A 25604-nucleotide genomic window follows, 5' to 3' on the forward strand; every position below is an offset into this window, starting at 1 on the left:
GAGTCCACGACGTGCAGGAAACACGCATGCTTGCAGACTGTGGTGTGCACTGTGTGGGGCTTCCTTTACGTCTGCCGGTCAACAAGGAAGACATTACAGAAGATGAAGCACGCAATATCATCAGCAGAACTCGTTCGGCAATCCTGCCTGTGTGCATCACCTATCTGGGTAAAGCAAACGAAATTGCCCGATTCTGTTCGGAACTTGAAGTCTCCCATGTACAACTCCACGGACACATTTCTGTAGAAGAACTGCGCAAGCTTTCACGAATAGCTCCCGAACTGTATGTCATCAAATCGCTTGTGGTCAGCTCTGATGGCAGTAACAAAGAGGAGTTATTACGTTCTGCGCAGGAAACAGCGCCGTATGTTGACGCTTTTATTACAGACACACACAATCCTGAAACCGGAGCCGATGGCGCCACAGGGATGACGCACGACTGGAGCATCTCTAAGCTGCTCGTGCAACTTTCCCCGCGTCCTGTCATCCTTGCAGGCGGCCTGACTGCAGACAACGTTGCAGAGGCCATACGTACTGTAACGCCCGCCGGAGTTGATGCTCACACTGGTGTAGAAGATGCTTCCGGAAAAAAAGATGTTGCGAAGGTTTGCGCGTTTGTGCAGCAAGCACAGGACGCTTTTGCAGAAATCGCAAAAAAACATCCTTAGGAACCTTCAGCCATGTATCAGCTCTATGTTCTTGTGAATCTCAGTAATTTACAGTAAGAACCACGCGTGGGCTGACACATTTTTTATGAGCTGGCAGGCTCAACAGACAAGGAGTGAGAGAATGGATTTTGTTTACTTTTTTATCGGCTTAGCTTCTGTACTCGGTGCATTATACTACATCAAAAAAACAAGCTAAGAGCCATGAACCGGTGCTGAACAGGCATCCGGTCGACCGGCAACCGGTCTATTTCAGGACATGAACTTACACAGTGCATGTCCTTTTTTGTGTCCTGTATCACAGCGCCACTCAAAATCGACGAGTATGCTCTTGTAGAGCATCTGTCATGTTGCTGACAGATATCACTCGCTCTACTGCCCTATAGTAGAGCTGATTTATTCTTTTTTGTAACGTCGACGAGGATTACAGATTATGTCCCTAAAACGTGTAACGCCACATACTATACGGCGAGTTGTTCAATGCTTCTTTCTTTTTTTCTGCCTTTTCATCGGGTACCGCTTGTTCCAGCACTTCCTGTGGGCCACCGGACAATCCTCGGTCTTTATTCCAAAACCACCATCAGTAGAAGCATTCCTGCCCATTAGTGCGCTTATGGCTGCCAAACGTTTTATCCTGACACAAAAATGGGACATGATTCATCCAGCCGGACTTACCCTGTTCTTCGCCTTTATATGGATGTCTCTACTCTTCCGCAAAGGGTTCTGCGGGTATATCTGTCCGGTAGGCTTTGTCTCCAATCTGGTAGAACAGTTTGGGCGTAAATTGAAGCTGCAAAAAGAACTCCCTGTCAAAATGGAACGAATCCTTTCCATTCCTAAATACCTTCTGCTTGCAGGCTTTGGGTATTTCATCCTCATAAAAATGAGTACTCGACAGATTGAAAGCTTCCTGACCATCCCCTACAACTATGTAGCTGATTCCAAGATGCTGGCTTTTTTCACTGCCCCTTCCATAACCACATTGCTTGTGCTTGCAGTCCTAACCATTCTTTCGCTGTTTATACGCAATTTCTGGTGCCGTTTTCTCTGTCCATATGGAGCACTGCTCGGCTTGTGCTCCGCGTTTAGCCCTACAGCCATCACGCGAGACGCTACCTCATGTATATCCTGCGGAAAATGCAGAAAGATATGCCCTTCTGCAATTCATGTGGATGAGCGAATTAGTGTACATTCCCCAGAATGTATAGGTTGCACGGAATGTGTCGGAGTATGCCCTGTTAAAGGCTGCCTTACAGTTCGTGCTTTCAACAAAAGAGTACCGTTCACTACTATTGCCATAGGCTCACTGTGTATTCTGCTAACTTTTTATGCGGTCGCGGTATTCACGGGACACTGGTATGCAGATACACCGCCCCAACTCATTCAAAAATTCCATATGATGATTTTCAACAGATAAAGAGTCGAGAAAAAACAGCGCCTTCAAAATTCCAGGCAACCTTTCCCACAAGAAAGGTTGCCTTTTTTCTGGCGCGACTTATACATTGCAGATAAAGGAATTATTCATATTCATTCAGGGCAATGATCACTTTCGTAAGGAGACTCGAGAACAATGACAAGCAACATTAAAACCATGATGTTACTCGCTCTGCTTTCCGGTATTATTATCGTGTTAGGTGGTGCACTGGGCGGCAAAGGCGGCATCATCATCGCTTTTGCATTAGCGCTTATCATGAACGTGGGCAGTTACTGGTATTCAGACAAAATAGTTCTTCGCATGTACGGTGCACAGGAAGTGGGACCACAGGATGCACCAATGCTGCACCAGATGGTTGAAGAACTTGCGCACAAAGCAGGTATTCCTAAACCGCGTATCTGCGTTATTCCTGAACAAGCACCAAACGCGTTTGCAACAGGACGCGATCCGGAGCACGGTGTAGTCGCTGTTACACAGGGAATTATGCAGCTTCTTTCCACAGAAGAACTCAAAGGCGTACTTGCCCATGAAATCGGGCATATTACCAACCGTGACATTCTTATCCAGTCAATTGCCGGTGTAATGGCATCTGCCATTGTAAGTATCGCAAACTTCATGCAGTTCGCTGCAATCTTCGGATTTGCAGGTGGGGATGATGAAGAAGGCAGCAACCCGTTTGCAGCTTTGTTACTTGCATTTGTAGCACCAATAGCTGCAAGCCTCATTCAATTTGCTATCTCCCGCTCCCGTGAATATCTCGCTGACGACACCGGAGCACGCCTTGCAGGCAATCCTCTGTATCTTGCCTCGGCTCTGGAAAAGCTCAATGCCTACTCACAACGGGTTCCTATGCAGCATGGTGGCGAAGCAACAGCGCACATGTTCATTGTAAATCCGTTCTCCGGTGCTAATATGGCAAAACTGTTTAGTACACACCCTCCGATTGAAGAACGCGTAAATCGTCTTCGTCAGATGGCGCAGCGTTACTAAATAGCTCCCGCTTACGTTCACCAACGTTCCTAGCTGCCAGATATTTGCCATCAGAGCAGCACAAAAAAGAAATAAAAGTCAGATGAGACGCTTAGCTGAGTCATGCGTTTCATCTGACTTTTTTATATTCCGGCGTTAACTGACGAGTAGCCTGATAAGAAAATATCCTCGCCCTCGTTACTACGTCTTAACTGCATACAGTGTATGAACAATTGCAGCTAGCTAGATGAGACTTGCTAAGAGTAGCGCAAGGAGCTAAAAAGCGGCTTTGATCAAAGAATATTTCAAGGAACTGCAGAGCAAACTATGATTGAACTTGGCGAATTAATTTCTTCTGTCGGCGGCTGGAGCAATATTTATGTTGTAAAAGACGCACCGAACATGTGCGTAAAAGTGCTGGCACCACACCGTAGATTTAAAGGTGAAAAGCCTGACCCGAACCTTGTGGCTAAAAAGAAGTACGGCATTGAAAATATGCTTGAGTTTGAATACGCCAACTATCAGAAAATCATTCAACATGTTCCAGATGCTCTAAAAGGCAATTTCGTTCGTATTGACGGGATGCATATGACATCAATAGGTGTACGTGGTCTGGTAATGGAACGGGTTATGACAAACGAAGGAACCACTGCCCCAAGTCTTGATCACTATACAGGTGCACCGCTTCCCGACGCATTTTTCTGCAAATTGGAACAACTGCGACGTGATGTATTCCATAAACATTCACTTGATCACTTCGGTGTGGCTCTCAGGAACATTCTTGTTCGTGACGAGCACACTCCGGTACTGATCGATTTTCAAAAAAATCGCCGAATCTACCGCAGTCAATGGAACCTGTTCATTCCGTACTTCACCCGTCAAAAAGTTAAGCGCAACTTCCAGCGTGCTTACCGAGAGGCAAAGGTTCAGGACTGGACAACCGTTTCAGATCTGAACATCGCGAGTTAATTATTGTGCAGGGATCTTACTTCCCTGCACTTTTTTTACCTCATCAAAAGGTGTGGTTCCCTAAAGAGTTTCCACCCGCTTCCTTTCTTCACTACCCATAAAAATCCTACTATGCATTACACTGTGCGCGTACAATATGCTCTCTACTCTAACGGAGAGCTGAATGATGCATACAAAACTGTCGTTACGTTTTTTACTGTGTTGCTTTTGGCCTATTGTTGCTGACTACTTCAAAAGCCATCAGCGAATAACGCGGGTTCGCTATGTCCATGCATACGTTGCGCTGGCAGCAACAGCACAGTTTATTCTTGCCCCCTTTATCGCCTTTCTTCCTGACAACAGCGTTTCCCACATCGGCTATCACTTTATTGCCACATGGCTGCATATGCTTAACGGTCTGGTACTGTTATGTGTTGGTATTGCTTTCAGCTATAACGTCGTCAAACGAAAAGGGGTTGAGTGGCTGTTTCCGTACATCTTCGGACAATTTTCCGTCATGAAAAAAGATGCACATCAACTCATGCAATTACGCCTTATCTATAAGGATAGGGATACAGAAAAAGAAACCCGGATGTTTCGGGTTCTTGAACAGTTACAACTTCCTAAACCACACCCGCGAGGGCTTGCTGCTGTAGTTCAAGGCCTTGGAATTGTATTGCTACTGCTTCTTACTATTCTAGGGTTCTTCTTTTTTGTGTGCTGGATTCAAAACCTTTCTGTTGCATGGGACATTATTACAGCACACCGTTTTGTCGCGATTCTTTTCTTCTTCTTTTATCTCGGGCACGGTGGGATGGGCTTACTGCATATGTTTAATCAAGATGCGCAGAAGCGTATGAAAAGAGTACAAGCAGATTCTTCAGGCAATACGACCGGGACAGAATCATGCCACCTTTCAAAATTGAAATAAGTCTTCAACATTGCATGCAGCACAATTTATTCATACCATACAAGAATGAAAGACATACATCACGAGCTCATAGACTTTATTGAATCAGGCAGCCCATTTCATAGCTTTCTCAACATCAAGGTAATGGATGCCAGACCAGGCTTCATCAAGCTACGTCTTCCATATAAAAAAGAATTTGGTGGGAATATGGAACGCGGTATTCTACATGGCGGCATTTCAGCCATGTTCGTAGATATCGTAGCTGCTTCGTCGTTATGGACTCACCTCGGCCCAGAAGACAAAACAGCAACTATAGACCTGAGGATAGACTTCCAACACCCTGCCATGCTTGAAGACCTTATTGGTGAGGGCGAAGTGCGCATGCTTTCCAACTCTATCGCCAATGTCCATGTACGGCTTTATAATGCCTCAATGCCGGACACTGTGCAGGCAGAAGGCAGAGCCGTTTTTCATATTAAACGAAAAAAATGATGAACGGTCTCGACACACGAAAGAACATAAAAAAGCGCTGTTCAGCAATTAGCTGAACAGCGCTTCGAACTGTTTCTAAGCAGAGAGGCGTGATTACTGCTCAGAGACAGGGTCTACTATCTCAAGCATAAAGCCTGCAGGATACCCGTCGTTTCCCCCGAATACGGGTATCTACGCAACTACATGCTCTACTGGCTTTAGTGACACACTATATGTGTGTGTCTTATTCTTTTAGTCTGCCTGCTTACGAATGAAAGACGGAATTTCAAAGTCTTCTTCGAAAACAAAAGTGTCTTTACCCGGCTCATGAGCGTGACGTACTTTATGAGCACGCTGCGCAGCCTGTGCACTGCGACGAATGTACGTCGGCACATTGGTATCATCGGCTTTAAAGTCGTAACCTTCTCGTGCCGGTTCCGGATGGGTGATATCCATCTTTGGTTCACCAATCTGCGGCTCGCGTGTAGGCTGTGGAACAGCCTGAACTGGAGCCGGTTGAACCGGAGCCACCTGTGCAGGAGCTTCTTGAACTGGAGCTGCTGGTGCAGGAGTTGGTTGAGCCGGAGCACTCTGTGTTGCAGCCTGAACAGCCTGTGGCTGTTGTGTTGGCTGAGCAGGTTCTGGAGCTGCCTGAGACTGCGGAGCCTGATAGCTCTGAGTCTGTGGAGCCTGATATGCCTGTGCAGGCTGAGCTGGCGCAGCTTCTGCGCGTGGTGCACTTGCACGGGCGGATGAAAGAGACGTTACGCTGCGTGCACCATTGCTGTTAATCGCAACGCCTGATCCGTTTCCCTGTGTTCCAGTGTCCATAGTGTCAATGCCGGTTGCGATAACAGTAATACGCATTTCATCACCAACAGAATCATCAAATACAGTACCAAAGAAGATACGTGCATCGTCGTGTGCTGCTTCCTGAATTGCGCCTGCTGCTTCACTAACTTCATCAATAGTAAGGTCAGGACCACAGGTAATGTTCATGAGAACACCACGGGCACCATCGATGGATACATCTTCAAGCAGAGGACTGGTAATAGCCTTCATTGCAGCTTCACGCGCACGGCCTTCACCAATAGAACTGCCTGAACCCATCATAGCGAGACCGGATTCACCCATAACTGCTTTTACGTCAGCAAAGTCAAGGTTAATAAGACCCGGTACCATAATAAGATCGGAAATACCTTTTACTGCGAAGTACAAAACTTCGTCAGCCTTTTTGAGCATTTCAACGAATGTTGCTTTTTTAGAAGCCAAAGAAAGCAAACGATCGTTCGGAATTGTGATAAGAGAATCAACATGCTCACGGAATGCATCTATACCGGCGTCAGCTGCTTCCTGACGCTTTTTACCTTCAAAAAAGAAAGGTTTGGTTACTACACCAACGGTAAGAGCACCCATCTCTTTTGCTACCTGCGCGATAACCGGAGCCGCACCTGTACCAGTGCCCCCACCCATACCTGCGGTAACAAAAACCATATCCGCTTCGCCAATTGCATTACGGATCTGATCAATAGATTCTTGCGCTGCCTCACGGCCTACCGCTGGGTTTGCACCTGCGCCGAGACCTTTTGTGAGTTTATCGCCAAGTTGAATTTTAATTTCTGCTTGAGAATTGTTCAGCGCCTGTACATCAGTGTTTGCAGTAATAAATGTAACACCTTTTAGTACGGAGCTGATCATGTTGTTAACGGCATTGCCTCCGCCGCCACCAACACCGACAACCTTGATCTTCGCCTGGCTGTCGTTTTCAATTTCATGAAATTCCATACGCCTCTCCTTTTGCCAATACCTAGGTTACTTGTAGACCCATTAACGTATTACTACTTACAGGAGCGTCTAAGAGACATCTGTAAACCATTTTTTCATAGTCGAAAGCACCCGGCTGAACATAGTACTTTCACGATTTGGACTACTACTACTGAAATGAATATCAAAATCTTCTTTTTCAGAACCGTAGTTAAGTAAACCAACCGCAGTTGCGAATTTCGGGCTGTTTACTACATCCTTCAAACCACCTACGCCACGAGGGTACCCGATTCGGGTAGGAAGGCCGAAAATTTGTTCACCAAGTTCCTGACAGCCTTCAATAAGAGAAGTACCGCCAGTCAGGACAATGCCTGCACCGATAAGATTCTTAAATCCGGAACGAACAAGCTCCTGATCCACGAGAGTAAGAATCTCTTCCATACGCGGTTCACAAATTTCTGCCAAAACCTGACGTGAGAGTTTCCGCGGCTCTCTACCGCCAACACTCGGCACTTCGATGACTTCATCACCCTTCACTATTTCAGCCAATGCACAGCCGTACTTCACTTTAATCTTTTCCGCACTCACCATCGGAGTGCGCAAACCAAAGGCAATGTCGTTGGTCAAATTCTGTCCACCGAGTGGTAACACTGCAGTGTGCTTCACAGAATCGTCTGCAAATACGGCAATATCAGTAGTACCTCCACCAATATCAACCAATGCAACGCCAATTTCATTTTCCTCTGCTGTGAGTACAGCTTTGGAGGACGCCCACGCTTCGAGAACAATATCAGAAACATCAAGGCCGCTTCTATGACAGGAACGCACAATATTTTGTGCACTTGTCACTGCCCCTGTTACGATATGTACCCGCACTTCAAGACGAACGCCCGCCATGCCGAGAGGATCTGCAATACCATGCTGATCATCGACAATAAATTCCTGTGGCAATGTGTGGATAACTTCACGGTCAAGTGGAATTGCAACAGCTTTTGCTGCATCCATCACCCGCTCCACATCACGGCTGCACACTTCTCCACCTTTAACAGCAATCACGCCATGACTGTTAAAGCCTTTAATGTGGCTGCCGGCTATGCCGGTATATACAGACGCTATTTCACATCCAGCCATCAATTCCGCTTCTTCAAGCGCTTTTTTAATGGACTGTACAGTCTGCTCAATATTTACGACTACGCCTTTGCGTAAACCGGTGGACGGAGCTGTTCCGATGCCAACAATATCGACCCCGCCCGGAGAAGCTTCCCCGACAACGGCACAAATTTTTGTCGTTCCAATATCAAGGCCCACAATGAGGTCTGATTTAGACATGCAACACTCCTCTTTCTCTAGCTAGCCGATTTGGAAGTACTACCAGTAGTCACCCAGACATTCTTTTCTTCCGCCTTGATGCTGCGAACATCTGCAAATTCGTTGCGTCGTTTCAAGTCATCAACTGTTGCAACAACGTGGCGCAAGTTAGAATCCCAGTTCTCTACTCCAATACTCAACAAAATATTTTCCGATTCCAGGAACAATGTAATACCACCACTCAAGCTAAGCTTAATCCATGCAGCATTTCTGGACGAAACTGGCAGTCTGGTTGAATCCAGTTCCGCTACTAGCTGTGGCAAACGCTGCAAGAGATGTTCTGTTCCAGCATCTACAGATAAAAAAGGAAGAGAGGCAAATTTGTATGTGCCGACATAATCAATAGGATTTCCTTTTTCGTCTGCGTATACGATACGATTATCCTGTCGCATCCAGTAGCGCGGTTCCCGCTCCTCTATGGTAATTGCTAGATTACCCGGTAACTGGCGCTTAACTGCAACAGTATCAACCCAAGGGTTGCGAAGCAGTTTGTATTCTATTTCTGAAATATTTACTGCGAGACTGTTGTCACCACTTTTAAGGTGAGCAAGGCTTAAAACGTCTTCTTGCTCCAGTCGGACATTTCCAGAAATCTGAATTTTCTGTACCTCAAAAAAAGTACTGTTTGTAATGAACCGATAACTGAATAACAGTCCAATACTTATTATGACAATAAATGTCGCTCCAGTAAAGAGGGTTATCGTCCATGAAAGCAACAAAGAAGTACCTTTTGCATGGAAAAAATCGGAAACTGAACGCTTATAGCGTTTCTTTAGTATGGGAAAAGGAACTTTTTTTTGCCTTCTTTTAGCCATAATACTTTATCCGATTACTTTGACTTCCAGCTGTAATGAATACCCGAACTCGTTCAAAACAGTCTGTTGTGCCATCTGTAACAACTCAAATGCCTGCTCACTTGAGCCATTATCAATGTTAGTCAGAAAATTTGCATGCATTGTGGAAAATGCAACACCACCGTGAATTTTCCCTTTAAATCCGCATTTATCAAGCATTTTACCTGCGCTAACACCTTGTGCTGGATTTTTAAAAACACATCCTGCGCTACGTGCAGAGACTGGCTGAGTTTCCTTTTTCCTTTTCAAATTATCATCAATAACGCTTTTAATTTTCAAAGGATCACTCTTACGCAATCTGAAGGTACTATTCAAAATAACGGGCTGTTCGTTTACCGCTGGAATAGAAAAATGTCTATACTGTAATACTACATCTGTTTTTTCAAACACTGCAGTTCCGGTATTTTTTGTAAAAACTTCTACAGAAGCTAAACAGTCGGCAACCTCACAGCCGTATGAACCTGCGTTCATAGCGACTGCACCACCTACAGTTCCCGGTACACCAGCCAAACCTTCCAACCCTTCGTATCCGTTTGCTGCGCACCAGTGTAAAAAACGGGGCAGGCGATAGCCCGCCCCGACATGTACTAAAACTTCTTCATCACTCTCTTCAACACATACAGGTTCTGTTACAATAGCCGGATTAATAATAATCAGGGGAAGTTCACCATCTTTGGCAAGCAAGTTACTGCCGCGTCCGATAACAAACGGTTCTCCACCCAGTGAATTCAATATATCCGGCAATTGTTCAAAATCATCAGCATGTGTCAGCACAACTTCCGCCAGAGCATTACCGCCCATACGAAGCGTTGTCCGCTTACTGAATGAAAAAGAATGATGAACACTAACAGCCATTACTCAGCTCCATCCAAATAGCCCTGTCCGACAGTCCAGATGTTTCCTGCTCCAAGAGTAATAAATACATCGCCTGCTTCCAGTTCGTCCGGCAACTTTGCTGAAACAGCGGCAAAGTCCTCGCAATACTCCACCTTGGTAGAGGATGCCTGACGAATACCATGTGCTAATGACTCACCATTGATTCCTGGAATAGGTGACTCAGAAGCCGGATAAATTTCTGTGAGGAGCAGCTTGTCTACACCTTCAAATGCTGTGCAAAACTGACCAAACAACGCTTGTGTGCGGCTGAAACGATGCGGCTGAAAAGCAACCACAAGCCTGCGATCAGGGAAACACTGACGCGCTGTACGAATGGTAGCTGCAACTTCAACTGGGTGATGCCCGTAATCATCGATAACAAGCACGCCATTTCGCTCGCCTTTACGCTCAAATCTACGTCCGACACCATTAAAGCCGGTCAATCCGCTGACGCATTTTTCAGGCGAAATACCAGATTCAATGGCTACGCCAATCGCACCCAATGCATTCAAAATATTGTGACGTCCCGGCTGAGAAAGAAGTACATCGCCAATCTCTTTACCGTTCACCACAACAGTAAATTCTGACTTTTCACTGCAGGATTTTTCAATGGCCTGAATATCGTTATCTTCATTAAATCCATAGGTGATAATACGACGCTTTACCTGCGGAATAAGGCGCTGCACACCTTTGTCGTCACCGCAGACAACGTTGGCACCGTAGAAAGGAACGCTATTCATAAACTGCACAAATGCAGAATCAATCTCTTCCTGACCGGAGTAAAAATCCAGATGATCACAATCAACGTTTGTTACCACGGTAATAATCGGGAACAAACAAAGGAAGGAACCATCTGACTCATCTGCCTCGGCAATCAAAAATTCGCCGGCACCAAGGCGGGCATTAGCACCATACGCGTTCAGTCTGCCACCGATAATAACAGTCGGGTCTGTATTAGCTTCATCAAAAATAGCAGCTGTCAGTGAAGTCGTGGTAGTCTTACCGTGAGTACCGGCAATCGCAATTCCCAGACGCAGACGCATTAACTCTGCAAGCATTTCTGCACGCGGGATTATCGGAATACCCATTTTCGCTGCTGCGACAATCTCAGGGTTGTCTTCATCAATTGCTGTAGAACGCACAACAACCTGTGCATCTGTAATATTTTCTTCTGCATGCCCTAAATGCACAGTTGCCCCCAGAGTACGAAGACGCTGGACAGGTGCTCCTTCAGAGACATCAGAACCAGAGACTGTAAAGTCAAGGTTCAGTAATACTTCGGCAATACCGCTCATACCTGAGCCACCAATGCCGATCATGTGAATATTTTTAATTTTAGAAATCATATTCTAATCCGTTGATTCATTGTTTTCTGTGTCTTCCTTATACGGATGAACCAGAGATTCGAGTGGAGCTTTGGGCAGCAGGTCCATAATACAGCTCACAACATTTGCTGCGGCTTCTGGTCTGCCAAGTTTTTTTGCTGCCTGCCCCATGGACTGAAGTTTGGCACTGTCTTTGAGTAACCCAGTCACAAGTGTATTCATATCTGTTTGAGCTAACTCACGCTCTTCCACCACCACGGCTGCCCCTTTTGTTTCCAGATAACGGGCGTTATGCACCTGATGGTTATGTGTTGCATGCGGAAACGGAATAAACAGGGCGGGCTTTCCCGCCACTGTAAGCTCTGCAATTGTGGTTGCTCCAGCACGGCAAATAACAAGATCAGCTGCAGCATATGCAGCAGCCATGTCATCGACGAACGGTTCAACAATACAGTTTGTCATTCCTGCCTCTGCATACGCAGATTGAATACGGTCATAATCCGCTTTGCCAGTCTGGTGATGAACTATGCAACCCATATATTTAAGAGCAGGAAGCAGATCAATCACAGCACTGTTCACAGCTTTTGCACCAAGACTACCACCACATACAAGGATTGACGGCACAGCCACGTCATGTTTTTTTGATTCATTGCGGATAGCCGCAATGGCTGCACGAACGGGATTTCCTGTCAGTACGGTGTAGTCGGGTTCAAAATGTTCATGTTCATCCGGCAGTGAAATAAAAATACGCTCAGCAATTTTGCTTAACACTCTGTTTGTCAGGCCGGGAACTGAGTTCTGCTCATGAATTGAAACAGGAACACCACAGAGTTTACCGCCAAGGCACCCTGCTACTGCAGCGTACCCGCCAAAACCGATAACCACTTCCGGGTTAAATTCACGGATAATGCGCATGGACTTTAGTGTCGAAACACCCAGTCCAGCCATTGCACCGATTGCTTTTATACCGCGACCGAGTATGCCGCGAACTGGCAATCCAACAAAAGGGATTCCAGCATTTTCTACCATCTGACGCTCAGGGCCGTATTTACCGCCAATGAAGAGAAACTCCACCTCGGGAAAACGTCTGCGGATTTCTTCCGCAACAGCCAGTGCAGGAAAGACATGCCCGCCAGTGCCGCCAGTGGTTAATACTACTCGTTTCATTTTCTACCCCTGCCCTCGCGCTCCACTTGTGTGCGGGAAAAGTTCAGTAACAATCCGGTACATAACAGCATGGCAATCAGGTTACTGCCGCCATAGCTCATAAACGGCATGGCAATTCCTTTCGGAGGTGCAGCACCCATAACCACTGCCAGATTCAATACAGCGCCAAGGGAGATAATAAGAGCCAATCCAAAGGTGATAAATTTATCGCGCAGCTCAGTCTGTCTGTAAGAAACCGTAAATGCTCTGAAAAGTATCGTTCCCATCAGTATGAAAAAGAGAGACATTCCGAGGAACCCGAGCTCTTCACCGACAACAGCCATGATGAAATCGTTATGGGCTTCCGGTAGATAGAAAAGTTTCTGCTTCCCGGCTCCCAGTCCTTGTCCGCTGAACCCACCGGAACCAAAAGCATAAAGGGACTGCACCAGCTGATAACTGATACTGTCTGCATCTTTGAACGGATCAAGAAATGCAAGAAGACGTCGGAAACGGTATGGAGACTGAACAATCAGCAGATACCCCGCTCCCAAAGCAAGCAAGCCCGAGCCACCAAGATACAGGGGACGCGTGCCACCGTACCAGCACATGAAGAATAGAAGTGCGGCCAAAACTGCAGCACCACCAAAATCCGGTTGGAGCAGCAGTAACCCGCACAGCGTCGCTGTTATGATAAATGGTGGAAGAACACCTTTAGAGAACGTTTTTACAAGCTCCTGCTTTGTACTGAAAAAATAGGACAAGTACAGAACAAGGGAAATCTTTGCAAATTCCATAGGTTGAACAGAGAACGGCCCGAAACTTATCCAGCGGCTTGCACCCTTTACCTTCACACCTAATGGAGTGAGAGTGACAATTAACGCGCAGATAGAAAGCGCAAGCAATGGATAGTGAAGTAAGTAGATCAGACGCTTAGGGAGCGTGGCGCAAAAGCCCATGATAACGAGTCCGATACCAGCAAACATTAGCTGCCGCTGGAAGAAATGATACTTACTTCCAAAGTTACGCTCTGCCATAATACCGCTGGAACTCAGAACCATTATCAGCCCAAACGCAAGAACACAAAGAACTGCGATCAAAAGAATCCAGTCCATTGAAATTGTTGTGTCTTGTCGATTATCAGCCATGCAATGACTCCACATCAAACCGGTTATCCGGCCTGTTCATATAGTTATTCGCTAAGCATACGGGCAATGCGCCTAAAATCATCGCCGCGTGCTTTGTAATTCGCATACTGATCAAAGCTGGATGTTGCCGGAGAAAGCAGCATAACCTCACCACCCTCCGACTTCTGCATTAATGCCCGTGCAGCATCTTCCATGGATTCATGCCAACTCAGGTCAACAACACCGTCCCATGCGGCTTCAAACACATCACGACTGTCACCATATAAGCCTACAGCACGAACATGCTTTTGCAGCAACCCTGCAAGAGAACCGAGGTCACCACCTTTGTAGTGTCCGCCAGCAAGAAGCAACACAGGCTCAGCAAAGCTTTCCAAAGCTGCCCGCACAGAATCAACCGTTGTGGCTTTGGAGTCATTCACAAAAACAACGCCATGTCCATTCGCTACGGTTTCTAATGTATGGGGAGCAGTTGCAAAGTCGTCCACAGCGTCCAGTGCATCTTGCATTGTCACGCCCAAAACAGACGTTGCGGCATAAGCTGCTTCCATATTCAACCGATTATGCACACCTTTCAACGAAACGTCTGCAAAACTTCCTGTATCTGAAAACACGTGAATGTCAGCATGCTGGAGTCCGGCATTACCACTGTCTTTGGCAATGCTATGCACACCTTCACCAAGCAACGCAGTATCGCCTTCTCTCATGTTGGCGAACAACTGCAGCTTGGCATCAATGTATTCCTGCATGTCTTCATGATAGTCGAGATGGTCTTCTGTTACATTCAGCAACACCCCGACAGACGGGCGAAAATGACGGCATGTCTGTAGCTGGAAGCTGGAAACCTCCAGCACAAGCACGTCGGCTGTCTGTTTTTCCAGAACAAACTCACTAAGTGGAGTGCCAATATTACCGCCGAGAAAGACACGCTTCCCCGCTTTGCACAACATGGCTTCACAAAGTCGAACCGTGGTTGTTTTACCGTTTGTACCTGTAACTGCAATTGCTGGAATATGCGGAACGCATGACCATGCAAGTTCCATTTCTGCAAGGACAACTGCCTGCTCCGGAATAAACGATGCGAGCTTACGCATCGGAACACCGGGACTAGGGACAACAACATCCGCCCCTGCAAACTGTGCAGCAGTGTGAGGGCCGAATGCGGTATCAAAACCGCATTCGGCTATAGTTTTTCGAAAGGATTCCGGAACAGATTCTTCAGTCAAATTAACAATGCGTACAGAAGCACCGAGAGAATGCAGTAACATTGCCGCAGCCTGACCGGAACGGCCGGTACCGACAACAACTGCTGTACATCCCGGTGTAACTACCTGTGGTCTTTGTTCCACGAGTAACTCCTAACGCAGTTTCAGAACACTGAGAGCCATTACACCGAGCAGGATTGATATAATCCAGAAACGGATAATGACTTTAGATTCCGGAATACCACTTATTTCAAAGTGGTGATGTATCGGGGCCATCTTGAATATTCGTTTTTTACGCAGCTTATAGGAACCGACCTGAAGAATTACAGATAAGGTTTCCACAACAAACAAGCCACCTACAACAACCATCATCAATTCCTGCTTGCACAGAACAGAGATGAATCCAAGAGTACCGCCAATAGAAAGAGAACCAACATCTCCCATGAATACTTGTGCGGGATATGCATTAAACCACAGGAAACCGAGTCCTGCACCAACAAGTGCCCCACAGAATACGGTAACCTCACCCACCCCCGGAACAGCTGCAACTTGAAGGTAATGCGACAAGGCAGCGTGACCGGCAACATAGATGAATACACCGTAGACAAGAGTTGTAACGACAGCCGGTACAATGGCAAGGCCATCCATACCGTCAGTCAGGTTCACACCGTTTGATGAGCCGATAATGACCAGCATGGCAAACGGAATATAAAAAAGCCCAAGATCAGGACTGACATTCTTAAATAACGGAACATACAGTTCTGTTGAATACGCGGGAAGCTGTACCAGAAGGTACAACGCGACTGCAGAAATACCAATTTGCCCGAGAAATTTAGCGCGGGCGGAAAGCCCCTGATTCTCTTTACGGCGAAGTTTGGTAAAGTCATCCAGAAATCCGACAAGGCCAAAGCCTGTGTACACAAGCAAGGTAAGCCAGACATACGGATTACTTAAATCACACCATAAGAGTGTGCTGGTAATTAAAGAGAATGCAATCAGAATGCCGCCCATAGTAGGCGTACCGGCTTTATTGGTATGACAGGCTACTTCCGACTGGATATACTGTCCGCATTTGATCTTTTTAAGCCAGTTAATGAAGTATGGGCCAAGGACAATTGAAAGTACGAGAGCAGTCAGTAACGCACCAACAGTTCGAAAAGAAATGTATTTAAATACATTTAAAAAACTCAGGTCAGAGCTGAGCGGGTAAAGCAGATTATAAAGCACCAGTTATCCCCGTTGTTCTGCCAGGACAACAATTGTCGCAGAACACAGAAACAAAACGCTCAAGTTTATTACCACGTGACCCCTTAAACAGGATGGCACCATCGTTTACATTGATCGTTTTGCACAGGTTAAGAAATTGCTGCGGTGTTTCCACGCAGTGGAATTCCCCGGTAAAGTTAGTCTCATCCAGACCATCTTTCACCGCATTGCGGTTTTTGCCAATCCAGCACACAACGGCAGCATCAGATTCAGTAATCTTTTTGCCAAGCTCTTTATGTGCCTCGTAAGCCTGCTCCCCCAGTTCCAGCATTTCACCCAATACAAGAACAAGCGGCTGATCTTCTGCCATCTCTGCTGCTGTTTCCAGAGCACGGACACAAGATAAGGGATTCGAGTTGTAACAATCGTCGATGACGAGCCAGTTACCGCGCTGAGAACAATTAAACCGTTTTTCCGGCAATGTTGCCTGCGCGAATCCTTGAATAATTTCTTTGGAAGTAAGCCCGATGATATCTGCCGCTGCTGCTACTGCAATAACATTCTCAGCGGCAAATGCTCCTCTGAATGGAGCGGTAACATCAAACTCTTTACCACACAGATTTACACGGTATTTCCCCTGCACTTCAGACACTGCACCAATGTATTCACCGTAGTAAGCACATTCAGGGTCTTTGGTGCTGAAATACCGCATTTCATCAAATTTTCTATCGCACGCTTCAACCAAGTCAGGATAATCAGCAGAAACAAGCCCAACGCCACCTTGTTGAACATACTTAAGAAGCTGCGATTTATAGTAAGCTACACCTTTATCACCCAGACCTTCTGTGTGACCTTCGCCTACGTTAACAATAATTCCAAGATCAGGGCGCAGAATAGTGCCGAGTTCGTCCATGTCATGCGGCTGGCTGATACCAGCTTCCATAACCCAATATTTTTCGTCACCAGACGCTGCTAGCATAGAGACCGGCAGACCAATCTGGTTATTTAAGTTCAGATGATTACGGGCTGTCTCTCCGCGAACAGAAAGTACCTCAGCAAGCAACTCTTTAACAGTGGTTTTACCTGCGGTTCCAGTAATACCTGTCACAATGGCTTTGGTCTGCTGGCGGTGATATGCCCCGAGTTTTCCCAAGGCAACAACACAATCCTGCACCATTAACAGCGGAACTCCGCCATCACCGCACTCCAGATCCATCATTTCATCCATAGAAAATGGAGGACGCTCCGCCACAATGCCGCACGCACCGCGCGCAAGCGCTGCTTTAGCAAAGTTGTGACCATCAAACCGCTCGCCTGAAATGCAGAAGAACAGTTCACCGCGTTTGAGCACGCGACTGTCAGTCTGTACGCCAAGGGGTACTGTATCTCCCGCATCACCGAGAAATCCTACAGCTCCCATCGCGCTCTGAATTTGATCGAGCGTTAACTTCACTAGAGCAGCTCCTTGAGAATTGCCTGATCACTGAAGGAAATTTTTGTTGTCCCGATGACTTGATAATCCTCGTGCCCTTTTCCGGCTACAAGAATACAGTCGCCCGGCTTTGCAATGGATACCGCAAGCTCAAGCGCTTTTTTCCGATCCACTTCAACATGCACTTCGCTGCAATCAGCAAGTCCCGGTTTAATATCTTCGAGGATCGCTTCAGGATCTTCTGTACGCGGATTATCTGAGGTAAGAACCGCTACATCTGTTCCCTGTGCAACCGCCGCCCCCATGAGAGGACGCTTTGTACGATCACGGTCGCCGCCGCAACCGAACACTGTGATAATGCGCTCAAACCCTGTTTTTCGTAAGGCAGAAAGCACGTTAACCAGTGCATCAGGTGTATGCGCATAATCAACAAACGCATATATACCTTTTTCAGTCGGGATTCGCTCCAGTCGTCCGCAAACTCCGGTATATCCGGAAAGTGCCTGCATATGCGCTGCAGTAAGCCCCATCCCCACACCTACAGCCATGGCTGCGAGCAGGTTGGAAGCATTATGGGTACCGACCATTGGAGATGTAATATCCCATTCCTGTCCTTCAAAAGACATATGAAGCTTAAGCCCATCCACACTGGACTCAACAACAGTACCGTACAAGATGCGACATCCCTCAACCTCTACACCACTCAAGGTAAAACCGATACCGTTGGTAAGCTCAGGAAGCAAATGTTTACCGTACTCATCATCAAGGTTCACAACACCAAGCTTTCCGGCGTCAGGAACTGTGGTAAAAAGTTTTTTCTTTGCTTCAAAGTAGGTTTCCATATCACCATGGTAGTCGAGATGATCCTGTGTCACGTTTGTGAGCACACCACCTGCAAAGTGAATACCTGCAGAGCGGTTCTGATCTAAAGCATGGGAGGATACTTCCATGAACGCATTCTCAACGCCTGCTGCTTCCATACGTGAAAGCAGGGAGTGTAACTTCAGGCAGTCCGGTGTTGTCATGTTGGCAACAATTTCCGTGCCCGGCCAGCGGTACGCAACGGTTCCAATCACACCGGTTTTGCGTCCTGCCGCAGAAAAAAGGTATTCCAAAATACTGGTGACGGTTGTTTTTCCGTTAGTTCCGGTCACACCCACCAGTTTTAAATTCAAATTTTCCGTTCCAAAACGAGCTGAAGCGAGTTTGCCGAGCACCTCTTTCGGGTTCTCAGCAACGACAAAAACAGCATCTGCTGCATCTGCCGGAATATTTTCTTCGCTGCACACAATATATGCTGCGCCATTTTCAATGGCGTTCCCGATAAATTTCGCGCCGTCAACAGTGGCACCCGGAAGCGCAATAAATACGTCTCCCTGTTTCACTTTACGGGAATCAATATGCAGAGTGAGCAAGCCGGTTGCTACCTGCTGCTCAAGCTGTTCCATAGGTATAGTCTGCGCCATATTACGATTGCTCCGATAGCCAGAGTATATATTGCTGTTTATTTCCGGCAGACCATTTTGCACCCGCTGCCGGTTGTTGTTTCTTCACAAAAGCACCGCTGCCTTTAACAGAAGGAATTACGCCCTGACGAGCATATACTTCCAGTGCGAAGCGTATAGATTTACCCCGTAAGTCAGGTACAGATTTACCAGATGCCTGCGGCTGCCCATCTACACCGAAACGCCTCTCGCCATATTGCGGTTTGCGTTCCGTAGATGCTGTATCTGCAAGCAGGCGAGACTGTTCGGAGTCAGGCAGTGTGCCGTTGAGAGCCATGTGCCGCATAGCTATTTCTTTAAAAGCGGGCGCGGCAACCTTGCTCCCGTAATAGTTTTTGGCAGGTTCATCAACAACAACTAATGTGATGAATCGCGGATTTTCAGCCGGAACCAGTCCGACAAAGGAAGATGTGTACTTGTCCCCGTACCCGCCTCTGGCCGAAGCCTTCTGCGCAGTACCGGTTTTACCGCCGATAGAAACACCAGCGATGGCGGCACTTTTGCCAGTGCCGTTATCTACAACATCTGCCATCATTTTAAGAACTGTATGTGCTGTTTCCTCGGAAAAAATCCGTTGAGAATTTTCATTCAGCACTTTTTCATTCAGTGAAAAATTTTTTACCAACCGCAACGGTTTTCGCACACCACCGTTCGCAAGCGCCAAATACGCTTCTGCCAATTGCGGCATTGTGGCAGCAAAGCCTTGACCGAACGCTGCGTTGGCAAGATCGATCTGCGTCCAACGGTTTAACGGGCGAAGAATACCTGAAGATTGCCCCGCAAGCGGCAAAGCGGCTTTTTTACCAAAGCCGAGCCGTACCAGATAATCACGATACTTAGTTGCTCCAAGATCAAGCCCTATTTTAGCAGTACCAATGTTACTGGAGTAAGAAAGCACCTTCTTGGCAGTCAGCCATTGTAATTTTTTGGTGTCACGAATACGGACCTTATGCAGGCGCCACTTTCCATTCTCACAAAAAACAAGCGAATCCGGCTCAATGATCTTTTCTTCCAATGCGGCTGCCATCAAAAAAGGTTTGATCGTTGAGCCCATTTCAAGGGCATCCTGAGCAATTCTGTCACGCCTCTGGCTGGCTGAGTACTGTCCATACACATTCGGGTTAAACATAGGGGCTTGTGCCCACGCGAGTATATCTCCGCTGGCAACATCAACCACCATTGCTCCGCCCCATTTGGCATCGTAGACTTCCACAGCATGCTGTACAGCCTGCTCTGCAAAGAATTGAATTTCAGAATCAATTGTCAGAGCAATATTATCGCCCTGAAGAGGCGTTGTTTCTTCTGCTCCCTGTAAAAAGAGACGCCGACCGGCAGCATCGCGCTGCACGACAAACTTTGAGGAAGAGCCGGTGAGTGTTTTGTTAAAGGCATACTCAATACCGGCAAGCCCCTTTTCGTCAACTCCGACGTACCCGAGCAGGTTGCCGCACAGCATTTTGTTAGGATAAATTCTTCCAAATTCTTTCTGTAGATACACGCCTTTGAGGCCGAGCTTCTTAACAGCGGCTGCAGCGCGATCATCAATTTTTCGCTTTATCCAAACGAAGTTGCGACCTTTACGTATTTTTTTACGAATAAATTTCGGATCAACGCCCAAAATAGACGCCAGACGTACAGAGACAGTATACGGACTTTTTACTTCGTACGGCCGAACAAAGACAGACTTAATGGCCAAGGTGGATGCCAGCACCCTGTTGTCCCTATCAAGGATTTCACCCCTTCGCCCTGTTACAAGCTCGGAAGTCAAATGCTGGCGCAACGCTCTTCGACCAAGTTCACGGGTATCCATGACTTGCAGACTGAATGCACGGGCCCACAATGAACCCCACACAACAGCAATGAGTGCAGCAACGCATAAAAACCGCACACGGCTCCAGTCCCGTCCCTTAGAGACAGAATCACGGTTCACCGTTGCGGTTCTTTTTGATCTGGACTGTGATCTTGTTCGCGTCGCCTTAGCCACGGTCACTCCCGTCAATCTTTTTACGGTTCATTCACCATCCGCCGTATCTGACCGACCTGCGCCGCCTGCATATCAAGACGGGCAGCTTCTTTTTTAAGCCTGTAGGGGGACAATAAATTGTCCCGCTCAAGTTGAAGTCTGGCAGTATGTGCTTTCTTCTTATTAACGCTTACCTGAAGCTCTTTCAGGGCATACCCCATATTCACCTGCTCAATGTTCAACCACACCGTAGTGAGACACAGAGCCAGTGTAAGCATTCCGGAAAGAATCAATGCAAGAATCCATACATCAAACTTTTTTGCCATCGGTTTCCCGCTACAATTTTTCGACCACGCGCAATTTCGCACTAGAAGAACGAGAATTTATTTTCAGTTCTTCAGGACTTGCAGTAACCGGCTTTCTGGTTATCAACTTAATATTAGGAGTATGGTTGCAAATACAAACAGGAATCTGCTTAGGACAAATGCACCCAGTAGACTCTTCTTTAAACATGCGCTTAACCATACGGTCTTCCAAAGAGTGGAACGTGATAACCGCAAGTCGTCCACCAGGGCGTAGATGATCCAGAATACGCTTCAAAAACGCTTCCAGTTCTTCCAACTCGCTGTTAACCACCATACGCAAAGCCTGAAAGGTGCGAGTTGCAGGATGGTTTCTCGATTTAGCACGCCACTTTGCCGGATACGCTTTTTCAACAATGGAAGCCAACTGTGTTGTGGTTTCAATTGGAGAAATAGAACGTGCTTCGATAATGGCTTTTGCAATGCGACCGCACATCGGGTCTTCACCATATCGGCCGATAATAAATTTTAATTTTTCGTATGATGCCTTGTTCACAATAGAACTAGCCGGAGGCATGCCGCCGGAAGGGTCCATGCGCATATCAAGCGGGCCTTCGGTCTTAAAGCTGAAACCGCGCTCCGCCTGATCTATTTGCATAGACGACACACCAATATCAATCAGTGCACCATCAAGCTGATCCCAGTTCACATCGCGCAGCACCATTTCAAATTCGCTGAATCTGGCATGAGCTGTAACAACGTTATCCCCAAACGGCTCTAGACGGTTACGGGCACGCTCAAGTGTCTCTAGATCTCTGTCTATACCAAGCAGATGTGCTTTCCCGTCTGCTTTTTTCAGCAAAGCTTCACTATGTCCGGCAAGCCCGAGAGTACCGTCGAGATAGTAGCCTCCCGGCTTGGGATCGAGATAGTCGATCACTTCATTCAGCAGAACAGAAACGTGATCGTCCCATTCTTGCTGATTTTGTGCGCTATCCTGTTCGGAAGTCATTACTTGTCACCTTTATTCCTAAATCGGGAAATCAATCCCGCTTTCTGTTAATTCGTCGGCCACGTCATCAAAGTTAAGTGTCATGAGATCTTCAAATCGAGTTTTGTCCCAGATCTCAAACTTGCTACCTTGTCCCACAATCACTATATCTTTCTGGAGTCCGCCATATGCCACGTGGTCAGCAGGAATTCTAATGCGTCCCTGCTTGTCCACAACAATTTCTTCGGCTCCGCCAATAACGAGTCTTCGAAAATGACGCAACTTAAGAGATGGATTTTTTAATCGGTGGAATTTTTGCTCGAACTCTTCCCAGTCAGGCAACGGGTATCCCATTACGCACCTGTCATAGGTGGTAAGGACAAGATTCCCGCCTTCTGAGCGGGAAAGAAGGATGTCCCTAAAGGCAGTGGGCAGCATGACTCTGCCTTTATTATCGAGACTTCGGTGGGATCGGCCTCTGAAATACATACGTCACCTCTACCACCTTTTACCACACTTTACCACCCCAACCATTATAAGAATGGCGCACCGCCTAAGTTGTAATAAGTGCACGGAAACTAAAACCGGTTTCACCTTTCAATATGCCTTGACAAGATGTTGTAAATCACAAAATATCGTTACCATGAGAACTAAAATTATTGCCACCATTGGACCGGCCACAAACTCCCGACAGAAGCTGTCTGAGTTAATTGAAGCCGGTGTACGAATTTTCAGGCTTAACTTCTCACATGGTGATGCGACCATGTTTGAAGGTCTTATCGCACTTATCCGCGAGCTCGAAGCCGAGTATGGCACGCCTATTACCATTCTTCAGGATCTTTCCGGTCCTAAAATGCGTATCGGGCAGCTCAGCGAAGACAGTTACACGCTGAAAAAGCACGATCGACTTGTGCTCGGTCCTTCCGGCTCCGAACATGTGCGTCAACTTCCATTTATCCCGTTCGATGTTCCTGAAATTTTAGAAACTCTTGAAATCGGTGATAAGATTGTACTCGCGGACGGCGTACTTCCATTCCGCGTGACAGAAAAACTTGATCTTGGCGCATTTGAGATCGAGTGCCGCAATGACGGCTTCCTGACTTCCCGTAAGGGTCTCGCTCTTCCGGGCAAGCCGATCAATCTTCCTGCTATGACAGAAAAAGATCAGAGAGATCTCCGTGACGGCCTGCGCCTCGGCGTTGATGCCTGCGCCCTCTCCTTTGTCCAGACTGCTGCCGACATTGAAGTAGCACGCAAGATCATTCTTGAAGCCGGTAAGAACATCCCGATTATCGCAAAGCTCGAACGCCAGAATTCTGTGCACAACCTTGATGCTATTCTGGAAGTGACAGACATCATCATGGTTGCCCGTGGTGACCTTGGCGTTGAATGCCCGCTTCCACAGCTTCCTGCTATGCAAAAACGCATTATCGAAGCATGTAACCGTGCAGGGAAGCCGGTAATCGTAGCAACTCAGATGCTTCTGTCCATGGTGAACAACCCTGTTCCAACCCGCGCAGAAACCACTGACGTTGCAAATGCTGTTCTTGACGGAACTGACTGTCTGATGCTCTCAGAAGAAACTGCAATGGGTCACTTCCCTGTACAAACAGTTAAGTACATGACTGAAATTGCTCAAGAAGCTGAAAAGTACTACTTTGAACAAGAACGCGATATGACACCAAGCAAAGGTCAATCCACTCCAGACTTCCTTGCATACTCAGCATGTCTCATGGCGGAAAAAGTGGAAGCCAAAGCTATTGTGTGTCACTCCAACAGCGGCGCATCTGCACGTCTCCTGTCTGCACGCAGACCGGATCAGCTTGTTCATGCTCTTACTCCGAATGAAAATGTTCGCCGTGCATTAAATTTCTCATGGGGTGTTGTAACCGACCCTGTTGACAAATCTATAGAAGCGCACCTACAAAGAGCTGAAACTTTTGTTGAAACATCCCCTGAATTCCGTGCTGGCGATCGCATCGTTATCACTGCAGGTCAGCCAAAACCGGGAGGACAAGCCAGGGGGACAAACCTGGTTAAAATCTACCATAAGTAAGTATGACAACTGATCACTCCGCTGCTAGCGAAAGCTTTAGAGAAGCGTACTACCAGATAGCGAAATCTATTCTGGAAAGCTTCCCGAAATACAGGCCACCTCTGGATCTGTTTGTGTATAAAGATGAGTCTGCTACGCTTGAGACATTTTGCCGTAAAGGGCAACGCCTCTCAAACGAAGAGGTAGATGAAGTCCACAGCCTCTGTTCTGCGGGGAGTCTGTTTGTAGCCCGAGCTGACCATGCGGTTTACTTTAAGCATATTATCAAACAGCTTGATCTTGTGCTTATTGACGAAAACCTGAAACAGACAGAAATCGCTGAAGTAATCATTCAGGCGCTAATTGTCCGCCTTGAAGATTTCATCAATCAGCCTGTACGACCGGTGTTCGAAGAGTTGTACAAGGATGTGATGGTACTCACCGAATTTCTTGCTCAGGACAGATTCCGCATCAAGCTCTTTATGCGACGCCTTGCTGTAGACGAGCACAAGCTCAGTGCACACTCGCTTAATACTGCGATTTCAGGCCTTTGGCTGTTCTTCGAAACTCGCAAGGACTTCAAACGAAGAGATCTTGATAAAGCAACGCTCGCATTTATGCTCCATGATATTGGAATGTCTAAAGTACCTTCCTTTATTCTGGACAAAACCGAGCCGCTTAAGCGTGATGAACGTGCTAAAATTATTGAGCATGCGCTTCAAGGCGGAAAAGTTATGCACAAGCTCGGATTTGCTTTCGATGAAATGGTGCAGGCAATTATGCAGCATCATGAGCGGTTGGACGGATCAGGGTATCCTAACAAACTTAAAGGTGATGATATTGGCTGGTTCGGTCGAATGACTGCGGTTGCAGATTCCTTCAGCGCTATGATTACACCACGTAAATATGCTGAAGCGCTGCCGCCGGCTGAAGCTGCTCTAGCTCTTCAAAATGACGAGAAACGCTACGACGTTAAATATACGTCACTTCTTAATGCGGCGTACGTCACCAACCAGTTTTAGCATCACTGCTACTACGCCCATATGAGACCACTGCTTTTATGCAGTGGTCTTTTTTATGCCCGCCCCA

Annotated in this window: 23 protein-coding genes; 8 read left to right on the forward strand and 15 right to left on the reverse strand. The window is 46.9% G+C overall.

The genetic code is table 11. The annotated features are described in order from the left end of the window. The first annotated feature begins 11 nt into the window (after window positions 1–11). The 6 genes from SP90_RS02400 (at window position 12) to SP90_RS02425 (ending at window position 5419) form a co-directional block, all read left to right on the forward strand. Window positions 12–668: a phosphoribosylanthranilate isomerase gene (locus SP90_RS02400; protein WP_231895520.1), complete on the forward strand. Its 657-nt coding sequence runs from the start codon at window positions 12–14 to the stop codon at window positions 666–668. A gap of 430 nt (window positions 669–1098) precedes the next feature. Further along, window positions 1099–2082 carry a 4Fe-4S binding protein gene (locus tag SP90_RS02405; RefSeq protein ID WP_066852179.1) on the forward strand — a complete coding sequence of 328 codons (984 nt, stop codon included), beginning with the start codon at window positions 1099–1101 and terminating at the stop codon, window positions 2080–2082. 153 nt (window positions 2083–2235) lie between these two features. Beyond that, window positions 2236–3090 (forward strand): zinc metalloprotease HtpX, encoded by an 855-nt coding sequence (gene htpX / locus SP90_RS02410; RefSeq protein WP_066852180.1) that lies wholly within the window; start codon window positions 2236–2238, stop codon window positions 3088–3090. Between the two features lie 306 nt (window positions 3091–3396). Next, window positions 3397–4038 (forward strand): YrbL family protein, encoded by a 642-nt coding sequence (locus SP90_RS02415; protein WP_066852181.1) that lies wholly within the window; start codon window positions 3397–3399, stop codon window positions 4036–4038. Between the two features lie 163 nt (window positions 4039–4201). Then, window positions 4202–4948, forward strand: a complete 747-nt coding sequence (locus SP90_RS02420) for a hypothetical protein (RefSeq protein WP_066852183.1) — start codon at window positions 4202–4204, stop codon at window positions 4946–4948. 45 nt (window positions 4949–4993) lie between these two features. Further along, entirely contained in the window at window positions 4994–5419 is a 426-nt protein-coding gene (locus SP90_RS02425) for a PaaI family thioesterase (protein ID WP_066852185.1), read from the forward strand. Window positions 5420–5650: 231 nt separating this feature from the next. On the opposite strand, the gene ftsZ is transcribed toward SP90_RS02425, so the two are convergent. From ftsZ to mraZ, 15 genes are all read right to left on the reverse strand, one after another. Next, entirely contained in the window at window positions 5651–7183 is a 1533-nt protein-coding gene (gene ftsZ, locus SP90_RS02430) for a cell division protein FtsZ (protein WP_066852187.1), read from the reverse strand. 69 nt (window positions 7184–7252) lie between these two features. Continuing rightward, complete coding sequence (gene ftsA / locus SP90_RS02435) at window positions 7253–8491, reverse strand: cell division protein FtsA (protein ID WP_066852189.1); 1239 nt, start codon at window positions 8489–8491, stop codon at window positions 7253–7255. A 17-nt stretch (window positions 8492–8508) separates the two neighbouring features. After that, a complete protein-coding gene (locus SP90_RS02440) occupies window positions 8509–9345 on the reverse strand; it encodes a cell division protein FtsQ/DivIB (protein WP_066852197.1) in 837 nt (278 codons plus the stop codon). 6 nt (window positions 9346–9351) lie between these two features. Continuing rightward, window positions 9352–10239: a UDP-N-acetylmuramate dehydrogenase gene (gene murB, locus SP90_RS02445; RefSeq protein WP_066852199.1), complete on the reverse strand. Its 888-nt coding sequence runs from the start codon at window positions 10237–10239 to the stop codon at window positions 9352–9354. Continuing rightward, window positions 10239–11606 (reverse strand): UDP-N-acetylmuramate--L-alanine ligase, encoded by a 1368-nt coding sequence (gene murC / locus SP90_RS02450; RefSeq protein ID WP_066852201.1) that lies wholly within the window; start codon window positions 11604–11606, stop codon window positions 10239–10241. The genes murB and murC overlap by 1 nt, the downstream gene beginning before the upstream one ends. Before the next feature lie 3 nt (window positions 11607–11609). Beyond that, window positions 11610–12752 carry an undecaprenyldiphospho-muramoylpentapeptide beta-N-acetylglucosaminyltransferase gene (gene murG, locus SP90_RS02455; protein ID WP_066852203.1) on the reverse strand — a complete coding sequence of 381 codons (1143 nt, stop codon included), beginning with the start codon at window positions 12750–12752 and terminating at the stop codon, window positions 11610–11612. After that, window positions 12749–13879: a putative lipid II flippase FtsW gene (gene ftsW / locus SP90_RS02460; RefSeq protein ID WP_066852205.1), complete on the reverse strand. Its 1131-nt coding sequence runs from the start codon at window positions 13877–13879 to the stop codon at window positions 12749–12751. Before ftsW ends, murG begins: the two co-directional genes overlap by 4 nt. A 44-nt stretch (window positions 13880–13923) precedes the next feature. Then, window positions 13924–15225, reverse strand: a complete 1302-nt coding sequence (gene murD / locus SP90_RS02465; protein ID WP_066852207.1) for a UDP-N-acetylmuramoyl-L-alanine--D-glutamate ligase — start codon at window positions 15223–15225, stop codon at window positions 13924–13926. A gap of 9 nt (window positions 15226–15234) precedes the next feature. Next, the gene (gene mraY / locus SP90_RS02470) at window positions 15235–16308 is read right to left on the reverse strand and encodes a phospho-N-acetylmuramoyl-pentapeptide-transferase (RefSeq protein WP_066852209.1); all 1074 of its coding nucleotides are present in this window, start codon (window positions 16306–16308) and stop codon (window positions 15235–15237) included. Continuing rightward, complete coding sequence (locus tag SP90_RS02475; protein WP_066852211.1) at window positions 16298–17740, reverse strand: UDP-N-acetylmuramoyl-tripeptide--D-alanyl-D-alanine ligase; 1443 nt, start codon at window positions 17738–17740, stop codon at window positions 16298–16300. The genes mraY and SP90_RS02475 overlap by 11 nt, the downstream gene beginning before the upstream one ends. Then, the gene (locus SP90_RS02480) at window positions 17740–19185 is read right to left on the reverse strand and encodes a UDP-N-acetylmuramoyl-L-alanyl-D-glutamate--2,6-diaminopimelate ligase (protein WP_082936256.1); all 1446 of its coding nucleotides are present in this window, start codon (window positions 19183–19185) and stop codon (window positions 17740–17742) included. The genes SP90_RS02475 and SP90_RS02480 overlap by 1 nt, the downstream gene beginning before the upstream one ends. 1 nt (window position 19186) lies before the next feature. Next, window positions 19187–21208: a penicillin-binding transpeptidase domain-containing protein gene (locus SP90_RS02485; RefSeq protein WP_231895521.1), complete on the reverse strand. Its 2022-nt coding sequence runs from the start codon at window positions 21206–21208 to the stop codon at window positions 19187–19189. Between the two features lie 20 nt (window positions 21209–21228). Further along, window positions 21229–21513 (reverse strand): hypothetical protein, encoded by a 285-nt coding sequence (locus tag SP90_RS02490; RefSeq protein WP_066852215.1) that lies wholly within the window; start codon window positions 21511–21513, stop codon window positions 21229–21231. A gap of 10 nt (window positions 21514–21523) precedes the next feature. Further along, window positions 21524–22501, reverse strand: coding sequence for a 16S rRNA (cytosine(1402)-N(4))-methyltransferase RsmH (gene rsmH / locus SP90_RS02495; RefSeq protein WP_066852217.1), 978 nt, complete (start codon window positions 22499–22501; stop codon window positions 21524–21526). Window positions 22502–22519: 18 nt separating this feature from the next. Continuing rightward, window positions 22520–22969 (reverse strand): division/cell wall cluster transcriptional repressor MraZ, encoded by a 450-nt coding sequence (gene mraZ, locus SP90_RS02500; RefSeq protein WP_066852219.1) that lies wholly within the window; start codon window positions 22967–22969, stop codon window positions 22520–22522. A 154-nt stretch (window positions 22970–23123) separates the two neighbouring features. Between mraZ and pyk the strand changes: the two genes are divergently transcribed. Together pyk and SP90_RS02510 are read left to right on the forward strand one after the other, a co-directional pair. Next, window positions 23124–24536 carry a pyruvate kinase gene (pyk, locus tag SP90_RS02505; protein ID WP_066852220.1) on the forward strand — a complete coding sequence of 471 codons (1413 nt, stop codon included), beginning with the start codon at window positions 23124–23126 and terminating at the stop codon, window positions 24534–24536. 2 nt (window positions 24537–24538) lie between these two features. Next, window positions 24539–25537, forward strand: a complete 999-nt coding sequence (locus SP90_RS02510; protein ID WP_066852222.1) for an HD-GYP domain-containing protein — start codon at window positions 24539–24541, stop codon at window positions 25535–25537. Window positions 25538–25604: the final 67 nt, after the last annotated feature.

The sequence above is a fragment of the Halodesulfovibrio spirochaetisodalis genome (assembly GCF_001672295.1).
GTDB lineage: Bacteria > Desulfobacterota > Desulfovibrionia > Desulfovibrionales > Desulfovibrionaceae > Halodesulfovibrio > Halodesulfovibrio spirochaetisodalis.